Raw genomic sequence first — 12,711 nt, 5'->3', positions numbered from 1 at the left:
TTAACGGTCGAGTAATTGCTTGAATTGAATGAATAAACGCTCTAATAATCTTAAGTCTTCCGTGATGATTTCTGCGGAGCCAGGCATTTCCGGTTTGTAATCAATAGGTTTACCATAGGTGGTAACTAAGGAATCCGGGAGACTCACATCAATGATATAGTTCTGTTCTTCATCAGGTAAGGCCGAGATACTACTTATGGTTCCCTTGAGTACTCCAAATTCATTTTCGGGATAGTTTGCCAAGTTGATGTTTACAATCTGACCTGTTTTTATTTTGCCTGAATTCTGAGCCGGAGCGGTGAGTTTCGCTAAATAGCCATGCTTTTCATTGGGAATTACAGTAAAGATAACATCGCCCTGATTTGCAGTTTGATTGGTATTCCAGTAATTCATAAATGTAAGGGTTCCTGGCTGTTCTGCCTGCAACAGGTATACATATTTCCAATCTTTAATGCTCTTTTTGAGTTGATTAAAGGACTGAATCAAAGCTTTATAAAGCGATACTGATTCACGAGTGCGGTTGATGTCGGTAGATCGTGAATTTGAACTCGTAGCATTGATAGCGTCTCTAAGCTGGGAACGTAAATTGATTAGGTTTTCGTAATTGCGCTGGGCCTGAAGAAATTCAATTTGTCTGGTTTCGTATTCCTGTTCTGCAATGACACCTTTATCGAAAAGCGTATTCATGCGCTCCAAATCATTCTCTTTAAACTCCAGCTCTTTCTTGTTGATTCGTATTTGAGATTCCAAATTAGAAAACTGAAGCTTCAATTCGGATAGTTTCAGTTGCTGAGCATTGGCTTCATTAGAGTAGGGGCGCAGGTTTTTGTTTATCGAATAGGAAATATAGCTATTCTCAAAATTGGCATAGGCCTGCTCAACTTCACCCAGGAAGAGCAGCGGTAAATCATCTATTGGAAAGAAGAATTCATTTTCAGAAACTTCCATAGTGTCTAATAGGGAGTCTAGGAATACAATATCGGAATAATTAGCAGTGTTTTCCAATAAGGCTAAAGGTTGTCCTGAAAATACCTGCTGATTAGCTTCTACAAAAATACTGTCAATCCTGGCCGTTGATCTAGCATAGATTTTCTCAGCAGGGTTTTCAGTAGTTAAAAAAGCAGTAGTTTGAATAATGTCCGGGTATTTGATAAACCAGGCCATCACTAAAACTATTACGATAAGACTCAAAAATAAAGTGTTACCCCATCTAATCATCCAGTTAGGAACACGGGTAAGGATTTCCTGAACCTCTTCACTACGCAATTCAATATTTTCAAGTTTTTCCGGCATCTTATTTTCCGAGTTCGAGTTGATTTTTAACCAAATTATAATAGGACCCTTTTTGCTTAATGAGTTCGTGATGATTTCCAATCTCAATAATTTTTCCCTGATCAAGCACGACGATTTGGTCTGCATGACGAACGGTGCTTAATCGATGTGCGACCACAACTACGGTTCGATCTTCAAAAAATGAATTGAGTTTTTCGATTATTGTTTTTTCATTATTAGCATCTAATGCAGAAGTAGCCTCATCAAAAAATAAATATTTTGGATCCTTATAAACTGCCCGCGCGATTAAGAGACGTTGTTTTTGACCTGTACTTAAACCCACGCCTTCCATTCCGATCTTCGTGTTGTAAGATAAAGGTAAAGACTCAATAAAGTCTTTGATGTTGGCGATATCAACAGCTTTAGCCAGTTTATCTTTATCAATATAGTCTTCACCAATAGCTATATTATGAGCTATAGTATCGTTAAAAATATAGCCTTCCTGCATTACTACTCCGCAAACAGATCTCCAGGTTTTTTGAGAAACATTTTCCAATTTGTGCGCTCCAAGAAACACATTTCCTTCAATGGGGGAGTAGTATTTCATCAGTAGTTTGATGAGCGTAGATTTACCACTACCGCTAACCCCAACGATGGCCGTGACTTTCTTTGCGGGAATCAAAAGATCTAAATCTTCAAGAACCAACTTATCAGAGCCCGTGTATCTAAATGAGACGCCCTCCAATTTTAAGTCGGAATCGTAGTTAACATCGCTAATCTTTTGAGCAGTATTCTCTTCGTTTTCTTTATTATGGATTTCACCAAGCCGGTCGAGCGATATTTTTGCATCTTGATACTCGCGAACAAAATTGATAAGTTGAGATATGGGAGAATTGAGTTGTCCTACAATGTATGAGATGGCCAGCATCATACCCAGGGTGATCTCGCCCTTAATCACCAAAGTTGCAGATAAAACTGTAATAAGAATGTTTTTAAGCTCATTGATAAAATTTGACCCAACTTGTTGGTACTGTTCTAATGCCAGACCTTCTACCGAAATTTTAAATAATCGGGCTTGCAAAAACTCCCATCCCCAGCGTTTTTGTTTTTCAGCGTTATGCAATTTGATTTCCTGCATCCCGTTGATGAGCTCAATGGTTTTGCTTTGCTCCTGGCTAATCTGAGAAAATCGTTTATAATCCAAGTCAGCACGTTTTTTTAGGAACAGTTTTATCCATAGGAAGTATAAAATACTACCACCAAGAAAGACAACGAAAATCCAAAGATTATAATAGGCTAAAACGATACCGAATATGATCAGGTTTACAAAAGAGAAGAGTACATTTAATGAGGAAGAAGTAAGTATGCGCTCAATCCGTTTATGGTCATTAATGCGTTGTAATATATCCCCGGTCATCTTGGTGTCAAAGAATGCGATGGGTAGATTCATTAATTTGATGAAGAAATCTGAAATTAACGATATATTAAGTCGGGTACTCAAATGTAAAAGAATCCATCCCCGTATTACTTCGATGGCTGTTCTGCCCAGAAATAAAAATATCTGCGCGATTAATATCAGATAGATAAATTGTATGTCCTGATTTCGTATCCCGACATCAACAATACTTTGCGTTAGAAATGGGAAAATAAGCTGTAGTAAACTTCCCGCAATTAAGCCAATAATCAATTGGACTAAAAATCTTTTGTATTGAAGGAGATATTTTGAAATAAATCCAAAGCCAAACTTGGAATCCTCTTCAAAATCGGAATCATACAACTTTGGGGTAGGTTCGAGTAATAATGCTATACCTTCCTCGGTGTAGTCGTCTGCATTATTGCCTATCCAAGATTTTATAAAATCTGATTTTGAATATTTTAGAAGTCCGTGAGCTGGGTCAGATATGTGAAAAATATCCTTTTTTATTTTATAAAGAACGACATAATGATTTTTGTTCCAATGAAGAATACAGGGTAGGGGTGCTTGTTTAAGCTTTTCCAAATTGATACGGACACCAATAGACCGGAATCCAATTTGCTCAGCAGCTTCACTAAGAGATAAAAGGTTACTGCCAGAGCGAGTGGTTTCACTAATAATTCTTAATGACGTGATTGAAACACTTTGACCATAATGTTTGGCAATGATTTTAAGACAGGTGGGGCCACAGTCCTTGGAATCAGGTTGCCGGTATGTTGGGAACTTTTTCAAACCTTAATTATTACTATTAAATATAAGGTTTAATGTTTTGATATATAGTTAAGTACAGATTTTTAACTTGTATTCAATGGTTATTAATAACTATAAAAATTCTAAGTTGTATTTGGAAAGACAATAAAATAAACTCGGTAGATTACTTGAAACTATTTTAGTACTAATTATATTTTTTACAAAAATGCAGGATATAAAAAAAATGTACAATAGTGTTATTCGATATCTTAAATGTAATGTAGAACATATATAATTTTATTATAAACGCTTTTGAAGAGACAGAACAATTTTAAAATTTTTGTTTAAATTTTATGAATATCAGTCCAAATTCGACGATTCTGACTTTTAATTCACGCTATTAGGTTATGTTATTACTTAAAAGATTACTCTATAATCTGTGGGATCTGTTTTAATTCTAGATTTAATGGAAAATATAAAAGTGAAAAACAAGGAGTTGTATTTATAGCTATCATTTTAATCAAATGAGCAAAAATATTAATCTCATTTAGGCAAGCTTTGGAGTATTTCAAAACACTTCTGAATGCTCAAACAAATGCTTTATGCTTCAATAATTCTAAGTTACTCATTTAAGCCAAACATTGTAGTTGCCCAAAAAGCGGACAAACCCAATGTGCTCATTATTATGCTCGATGATGCAGGTCTTGATATGAGTGCTTACGGAAGTACTTATGTGCAAACACCAACTTTTGATAGAATTGCAAAAGAAGGTGTTTTGTTTAAAAAGGCATATACTCCTAATGCCAAATGTGCACCATCCAGAGCTTGTTTACTCACAGGTCGTAACAGTTGGCAGTTAGAGGCCGCTGCCAACCACTATATCTATTTTCCACCTCAATTTAAAACCTATCAGGAAGCTCTTGCTGATTTTGGATATAGTGTTGGCTATACCGGAAAAGGGTATTCTCCAGGTGTAACCCTAAAACAAGATGGTACCCCTAGAGATGTCTTGGGTACTAACTTTGGAAGACATAAACTTTTACCACCTACTCCTGAAATATCCAGAGACGATTATTTTGCAAATTTTAAAGATTTTATAGATTCTGTGCCTGATGAGAAGCCCTGGAGTTTTTGGGTTGGCATTCACGAGCCGCACCGCGCATATGCTTTTGAATCTGGTGAAAAACTCGGTAATAAAAATACAAATATGATCGGGAAATTACCCGGCTACTGGCCAGATTCCCTGACCATACGCAAAGACTTATTAGATTATGCTTACGAAATAGAGTATGCTGATGAACAGGCGGGGAAGATAGTGCAGGAACTTGAGAAGCGAGGCATATTAAATAATACGCTCATCATTTACACCTCAGACCATGGTATGCCTTTTCCAAGAGTTAAAGGAAACCAATATGAACAGGCTAATCACGTGCCTTTGGCGCTTTGCTGGAAGGATAGAATACTATCTACAGGAAGAGATATAAAGAATTATGTCAGCTTTATTGATCTCACACCAACCATCTTTGATGCGGTAGAGCTCCCATTTAAAGAGTCTGGTTTGCATCCCTCGCCGGGTAAGAGTTTCTTGCCCTTGCTCACTGCCGAAATACCAGAGGAGGTGCAAGCCTCTCGTGACTTTGTACTGGTTGGTAAAGAACGTCACGATACCGGAAGACCCAACGATTGGGGTTACCCCATACGTGGTATTTATAAAGATAATATGCTTTATATAAAAAATTTTGAACCCAATCGCTGGCCATCAGGAAACCCGGAGACCGGCTATCTTAATGTCGACAGCAGCCCTACAAAGAGTCTTTTACTTAATTTAAGACGAAAGGGAAATGACAAAAATTACTGGATGACAAATTTTGGCAAGAGACCTTTAGAAGAATTATACGACATTACTAGCGATCCTTATTGCATTAATAATCTGGCATTAAATGAAGAATTTTCTTCGCAAATGCAAAACCTGAAATCATTTATGATGAAAAAATTAAGTGAAGAGGGTGATCTGAGGATCGAAGGTTACGGGCATCTTTATGAACAATATGATTTATCAAAATGGCGCGGATTGTACGACGATTTTCTTGCCGGCAAAAAGCCAGCTCCACCTTGGATACTGATCTCAGACATCGAGTCGTATTTTCTTGATGGGAGGGGCAATAATTTAAAAAAAGTTCCCGATAGTATAAATATGGGGAGTTTGTCTGGCAAGAACTAAACAGTTAGAACATGAAGACTCATTTAAAAAATTTAAGCCTTTTATTGATCTTGATTATGGCTGGCTGTAAAAAAAATGTGGCAGAACAAGAAAGCTGGCAGCATCCCAATGTCCTTTTTATTAATGTAGATGATATGAATGGTTGGGGGCCAAAGGATCTCTATAAAGAGGTTAGGACTCCATATCTGGATAAATTAAGGGATCAGTCTGTCAATTTCACAAATGCGGTCTGTGCATCTCCGGTATGCGTGCCTTCTCGAGCAGCTTTCTTCAGCGGTGTGGCACCTCACAAAACAGGGGTATATTACAACGGTTCAGACCCTTGGAGACGTTCTGATATCTTGGCAAAAGTAGAGTCCATGCCAGAATGTTTCAAACGAAATGGATATGAAACTTTCGGCCGTGGCAAGATCTTTCATTCTAAATTGCAAGACGGTAGGGAAGAAGCCATGTTTGACAACCGTCCTATTTATAAAGGTGGTTTTGGACCTTTTGCTGAAGAGGGATTTTGGGTCGGAGGCAAGAGCCAATTTCAATCTGTTAAAGCTTGGGAAGGACCCGATTCTGACTTTCCTGATGTAAATAACAGTGATGCGGCAATTGAGTTTCTTCAACAAGCCCATGACTCGGCATTTTTCTGTTACTTGGGTTTCTGGCGCCAGCACACACCCTATACTGCACCTAAGCGATTTTTTGATCTTTACGATGCTTCTGATGTTCATTTGCCGGTAAGTTATAAAGAAGGTGATCTGGAAGATATCCCACTAATAGGACGCGCCTTGGTAGATTCGCTTGATCTTTTTGGCGAAAGCTTGGAAAGGCGACACGAAACTTTTAAACAGATGATACGAGGTTATCTCGCAACGACATCGTTTGCAGACTGGTCTGTAGGACGAGTGATCGATGCGCTTGATGCTTCTGCTTATTCTAAAAATACCATCGTAATCGTCGCGTCAGACAATGGTTACCATATGGGCGAAAAAGAAAAATGGCAAAAAGGGACATTGTGGGAACTTTCAGCATATTCCCCACTATTGATACGCCTACCTAATGGTAAAAGCATGGAACTTGACCAAACGGTAAGTCTGATGGACATATACCCTACCTTAATAGACTATTGCAGGCTAAGGAAGCCAGAACATAAAATTGATGGCGAAAGTCTTTTAAAATATATTGAAAACCCCAAACTAAAGAGCAGTCCCAGTATAATGACATACGGAGAGGGTTTTGTTTCTGTTGGTGACGGGCACTATCGTTACATTCAATATCCAGATGGTAGCAGCGAGCTCTATGACCATCGGGTTGATCCATTTGAGTGGGACAATGTTACAAATGACCCAAATAATCAAAAAATCATTATGAGGCTTAAAAAGGAAATCCCAAAAGAATTCGCTCGCTCGCTTGGGGGAAGAACAGAGGAGAACAATAGAATGATAAATACCCGGGAATCAGAATATAAATCAAACCCAAAAAATACCAAATACCTAGTTCAGATATGAAAAACATCCTAAAAATCTTATTTGTATCAGTTTTTTGTACCGCTGTAATAGCTTGTAAAAACGGTCAAGACAGTAACTATAGAGAAGGGTTAAAATCAAAAGAAAATAGTATCAGGCAGTCCCCTTCAGACAGCCTGATTCAAATGATCAATAAGCATGACCGTGCTATACATCTTATGAAAGATACCTGGATGCGTGATCCATTCATCGCTTTATGCCCAGACGGTAACTACTATCTTTCTGCAACCAGAATGACTGAATCTTTTCCTGATAGTATAGCTTCAATAGAGTTTTGGCGTAGCCAGGATTTAACTAATTGGGAAAAATTGGGTGTACGTTGGAGAGCAAATGATTCAGAATTTGGAAAAGCCCTTCTTAAAAAAGCAATGGACAATGATCGGCAAGCTATGATATGGGCACCAGAAATTCATTTTATTAATGGGAAATGGATAATTGTAAATACCAGTAATATGGGAATGGCTAATCTAATGATTACTGAAAGCGATGAATTAGCTCCACCCTATATTGAACCATTTGGGGCTGAACTTGGTCATCGACACGATCCTAGTATTTTTATGGATGATGATCAACCATATCTGGTTTACAAAATGGCAGCAATACAGCGCTTGAAAAAAGACTTTAGTGGTTTTGATGGGGAGGAAATCAACATAGGGCCATCAGACCGAAAGATGGGCCACGAGGGGGCATATATTATCAAAGTTCAAAATAAATATATTCTTTTTGGAACTGCCTGGAGCACCGATGAAATGCGTAAGGGAACCTATAATCTCTACTATGCCGTTTCAGATAAAGTGAATGGCCCATATGGTAAGCGACAATTTGCTGGACGATTCTTAGGGCATGGAACCCCATTTAAAGACAAAAACGGCAACTGGTGGTGCACGGCCTTTTACAATGCCAATGAGCCTACCTTAAAACCCCATGAAGTTGAAAATAAGGATATGAGCAATACCGCCTTTACCATAAATAAGCAGGGATTAACCCTGGTACCTATGGAGATTAAGATTGAAAATGATGCGGTTAAAATCAAAGCCTTAGATCCCGCATATCAGAACCCTGGTAATGAAGAGGTCCAGAATTTTCAATTTGAATAGAGGTTGATAGGTTGGGCATAGAATACTCCATTAACTAATGTAGTTGATGACATCAATTTTTTTAAAATTTAAAATGGATTTATTAAATAAAGTTTTCCGATTAACTTCAATGAAGTTTGTATCTCTATCAAGTTTCCTGTTATTACTAATGGGCTGTGATACCAACCAGCAATCCAATCAAGTCGCTAAGCCTTTGGGTAATAATAAACCTAATATCGTTTTCATCTTTTCAGATGATTTAAGTTATAAAGATATTAGTGCCTATGGACAAAGGAATTATAAAACACCTAATCTTGACGAATTACTGAGTAATTCAACACGCTTTACCCAAGCTTATACAGGTGCACCTGAGTGTGCACCATCAAGAGCAACCATGCTTACAGGATTACATGTAGGGCATGCACCAATTAGGCTTAACAGTAGTGCGCGGGGTTTTGAACCTCTGCCAGACAATACATATACTTTCGGAAAAATGCTTCAGGAAGCAGGTTATACGACTGGTGTGATCGGGAAATGGGGTCTTGGTTATAAGGATACAGCTGGGAACCCCCTCAATCAGGGATTTAATTATCATTATGGATATTTAACGCACTACGAAGCACATTCTTATTTTCCCTTGAACTTATATGAAAATAATAAGGAAATAGAATTTCCTCAAAATGAATCACTCAACATGCAGTTGCTTTATGAATTAGAGCGTAATCCGGAATCTTTAAAAAACGTTCAGTTTTACAAAGAAAATGGAGAACTGGCGCTAATGGATATGAAGACGGCTGCTTACACCCCTGACCTGATCGACACTAAGGTTTCGGAATTTATAGAACGGGAAAAAGACAACCCTTTTTTCCTGTTTTTTACAACAAATTTACCTCACGGGCCTGTAATAGTTGATGATTTACGGCAATTAAAAAATCGGGACGACATGTCTTTACTCTCGAAAAGTTGGGGAGCGATGGTGCAGCGACTGGATATATCAGTAGGAAAACTTATTAAAAAGTTAAAGGCAGAAGGTCTTTATGATAATACGATGATCATTTTTGCTTCAGACAATGGATATGCTATGCACAATTCCTATCGCAGTGAAAATGGAGAGTCAATTTGGCCTGATGATGAATTTTTAAATAATAAAGGGCCTTTTCACGGTGGCAAATTCAGTGCACTTGAGGGAGGTATGCGCGTACCTTTTAGCATACATATGCCGCAGCAGGACTATGCCGAAATAATAAGTGAACCCGTTTGGTTACTTGACTTATTTCCCACATTTAAAGATGTATCGGGTTATCAGGGAAATTTAGACGTTGATGGCTTTAGCTTATTACCCTTACTTGAAGGCGATAGAAATAGTATCCCAAAAGATCGTTTAATGTATTTCTATAAACAAAATCAGCAGGCGGCCCGAAAGGGTGGTTTTTATGCTTACCGTGATCATCCTGAACAGCCCGTTCAGTTATTTTTGTTAGAAGAAGATCAAAGGGCACAAGTTAATCTGGCCAATATTTATCCTAAGATAGCAGCAGACTTTAAGGAAATACTAGATACCATTCATCAACCCAGTCAATGGTATTGGAATCCAGGAGACACCCCACAGAATTTTAAAAAGAAACAGCATTTAGCCGAAGAAACTGATCAGATTATAAAACGCTACCGTCCCAATAATATGAAATTAATGCCTTGGGAACGTAATAAAACCAATTGATATATTATGAATCGAAATTTTAAGATACTAACTTTTTTATTTTTTGTAGTAATATTTATCTCGTGCAAGTTTGATAAGAACAGCGGAGAACCAAAAAATGTCGCTGCAGAGGCTTCTTACTTTACATACCAGAATCCTATTAGATCAGGTATTGATTCTATGGGCTTACGTGATTGTCAGGTACTCCGGGATGGAGATAATTGGTATTTGACAGGTACATCTTACCCGCACTGGCCTCGCGAAGAAGAAAACGGCAACTTTAATAAAGGGGTAGTTCTGTACAGGTCAAAAAACCTTACCGATTGGCAGCTTGTCAAATATATTGTAGAAGCAGGGGACTCAACAAAGTGGTACCACAGACGTTTTTGGGCGCCAGAGATTCAAAAAATCAACAATAAATATTATGCACTTTTTAACTGCAACAATGATCAGGCAGGATATGTAGGGCAACATAATGGATATGCTGTATCTGAAAATATAGAGGGGCCATATACTGTAGTTACAGAATCTGAACCATTAACTCGCGGAAATGACCTTACTTTTTTTCAGGAAGAAAATGGCAGTGTTTGGGCCTTTTGGAACCAAGGGCGCGAAAAGGGAATCCAGTTTGCACAGGTAGATCTGCAAAAGGGCAAACTTATTACAGATCCTGTTACGGCAATTCTTCCAGGAAAAGTTGATTACAAATACGATGGGGAAGGAAATATCGAAAAAACTCCCGGCTACAATGGCAGGCCTATAGACAAGGTGGAGAAATACTATGATTGGGATTCCATCGGAATAGAAGGTGCCTATGTGATAAAAGAAGGAGATACCTATTATTTGTTTTATTCGAGCTGGACGCGTGGTTACGAGATAGGGATTGCAAAAGCAAGGAAAATAACCGGACCTTGGGTCAAATCAAGTTCCAATCCAATATATGGTGCTCAAAGTAAAGAGGCCTGTGAAAACAATGGGATGACTTATACTGGCAATCCCGATAACCCGTTCAATCAGGTAGGGCACAATGAGATTTTTATCGGGCCTGATGGTAGACGTTGGTTATCTTGTCATGGTATCAAACCTGGTGAAAACCCTTTTTTGGTTATTGATCCTATCACAATAAGTAAAGATGGAGAGATTAAAGTAGACGGACCGACTTATACTCTTCAAAAAGTCAAAATAAATTAAGAAAATAAGACTCAGTTCAACTACTATACTCTTTTTTAATTCTAAGAGAGAATAGTTATTGAACAAAATACTTCGAAATATTCTACTCAAACTGTAAAGCCCCTATTATGAAACATATTATTAACTGGCTTATATACTCAACTTTATGTATACTTATGGTTGCCTGTAAAAGTAATTCCTCAAAACAGGATTTCAGTACCTCAGCTCTTAAAACAGAAAGTCAAAATTCTAAAAACTTAAAGTATAACATTTTGATGATTGCAGTTGATGATCTTAATGATTGGACTGGTTTTATGGGTGGACATCCACAGACATTAACTCCAAACATGGATAAGCTGGCTAAGGAGTCGATGGTATTTGACCTTGCGTATTGCGCAGCTTCAGTTTGTAATCCCTCGCGAGCGGCTATTATGTCTGGTTACAAACCTTCTACAACGGGAATTTTTCAAAATGGAGATAAAGTATTTGATGTTCCATTAATTAACAATAGTCTTATGTTGCCCCAGTATCTATCCAAATACGGATATCATACACTTTCTCGAGGAAAAATATATCATACACCTGCAACAGGCAAACATACATGGGATGAGTGGTCACCAGTTTCTGGGAATTATGGTGCTACGCAAAGCAAAAAAGGTTTATTGGACAATGGAATTCCACGGGGGGAAATGAGCGATAATATGGATTGGGCACCCACCACTGGAAAAACGGAGGAAACCCCAGATTACCTCAACGCCCAGTGGGCCGCAGAACAGCTCCAAGAAGGTTTTGACAAACCATTTTTTATGGCTGTTGGTATTTTCAGACCGCATCTGGAATGGAAAGTACCTAAGGAGTTTTATGATAAATTTCCTGTTGAGAATATGATACTTCCTGAAGTTCTCGAAAGTGATCTCGATGACACCAGAGAAAACTTTAGTCCTACTAAAGAATATACGGCAATTGAAAAATACAGTAAACAGAAAGAGGCCGTACAAGCTTATCTGGCAAGTATAAATTATGCAGATTATTGTGTGGGTGTTATTCTTGATGCTTTGGCCAAAAGCAAATATGCAGACAATACCATAGTCGTCCTCTGGGGTGATCACGGCTGGCATCTAGGAGAAAAGTTACGTTATAAAAAATTTACACTTTGGGAAGAGGCTTGCAGAGTTCCCTTCATTTTTAAAGTACCAGGAATGATTAAACCTGAAAGTCGAAGCAATCGCCCAATAAATCTTTTGGATCTTTATCCTACACTTTTAGAACTTACAGGTTTACCCGAAAATCAAAAAAATGAAGGAAATAGCTTTGTGCCGCTTTTAATAAATCCTGAACTTAAGTGGGATCGAGCCAGTCTCACCCAGATGGGTGAAGGGCGAAATACGATAAGAACTGAAAAATACAGATACATAAAATATGAGGATGGATCAGAAGAATTGTATGATCACGAGGTAGATCCGTTAGAATGGCACAATGAAATTAACAATCCTGTTTACAAAAACGTTCGAACCGATTTGAGAAATAAATTAAGCGAACTGACAAGAAAAAATAATTCATAACAATAGGGTAATTGTTCAAATGAGTTATGAAAT

General features: G+C 38.0%; 8 protein-coding genes. 6 read left to right on the top strand and 2 right to left on the bottom strand.

Going from position 1 to position 12,711, the window contains the following annotated elements; genetic code table 11:
- A complete protein-coding gene (locus LLW17_RS01020; protein WP_228228408.1) occupies positions 1-1,293 on the bottom strand; it encodes an HlyD family secretion protein in 1,293 nt (430 codons plus the stop codon).
- 1 nt (position 1,294) lies between these two features.
- The gene (locus tag LLW17_RS01015) at positions 1,295-3,478 is read right to left on the bottom strand and encodes a peptidase domain-containing ABC transporter (RefSeq protein WP_228228407.1); all 2,184 of its coding nucleotides are present in this window, start codon (positions 3,476-3,478) and stop codon (positions 1,295-1,297) included.
- A 541-nt stretch (positions 3,479-4,019) separates the two neighbouring features.
- On the opposite strand from LLW17_RS01015, the gene LLW17_RS01010 reads away from it, so the two are divergent.
- The 6 genes from LLW17_RS01010 (at position 4,020) to LLW17_RS00985 (ending at position 12,678) form a co-directional block, all read left to right on the top strand.
- On the top strand, positions 4,020-5,657 hold the full coding sequence (locus LLW17_RS01010) for a sulfatase family protein (protein ID WP_228228406.1): 1,638 nt from the start codon (positions 4,020-4,022) through the stop codon (positions 5,655-5,657).
- Positions 5,658-5,668: 11 nt separating this feature from the next.
- Positions 5,669-7,156 (top strand): sulfatase, encoded by a 1,488-nt coding sequence (locus LLW17_RS01005; RefSeq protein WP_228228405.1) that lies wholly within the window; start codon positions 5,669-5,671, stop codon positions 7,154-7,156.
- A complete protein-coding gene (locus LLW17_RS01000) occupies positions 7,153-8,271 on the top strand; it encodes a family 43 glycosylhydrolase (RefSeq protein ID WP_228228404.1) in 1,119 nt (372 codons plus the stop codon). The genes LLW17_RS01005 and LLW17_RS01000 overlap by 4 nt, the downstream gene beginning before the upstream one ends.
- A gap of 46 nt (positions 8,272-8,317) precedes the next feature.
- Positions 8,318-9,967 (top strand): sulfatase-like hydrolase/transferase, encoded by a 1,650-nt coding sequence (locus tag LLW17_RS00995; RefSeq protein WP_228228426.1) that lies wholly within the window; start codon positions 8,318-8,320, stop codon positions 9,965-9,967.
- A 6-nt stretch (positions 9,968-9,973) separates the two neighbouring features.
- A complete protein-coding gene (locus LLW17_RS00990) occupies positions 9,974-11,137 on the top strand; it encodes a glycoside hydrolase family 43 protein (protein ID WP_228228403.1) in 1,164 nt (387 codons plus the stop codon).
- A 107-nt stretch (positions 11,138-11,244) separates the two neighbouring features.
- Entirely contained in the window at positions 11,245-12,678 is a 1,434-nt protein-coding gene (locus LLW17_RS00985; RefSeq protein WP_228228402.1) for a sulfatase, read from the top strand.
- Positions 12,679-12,711 lie beyond the last annotated feature (33 nt).

Source organism: Leeuwenhoekiella parthenopeia, assembly GCF_020782115.1.
Classification (GTDB): domain Bacteria; phylum Bacteroidota; class Bacteroidia; order Flavobacteriales; family Flavobacteriaceae; genus Leeuwenhoekiella; species Leeuwenhoekiella parthenopeia.
Note: the sequence above shows the minus strand (reverse complement) of the source record. Positions and strands in the feature narration are given on the sequence as shown.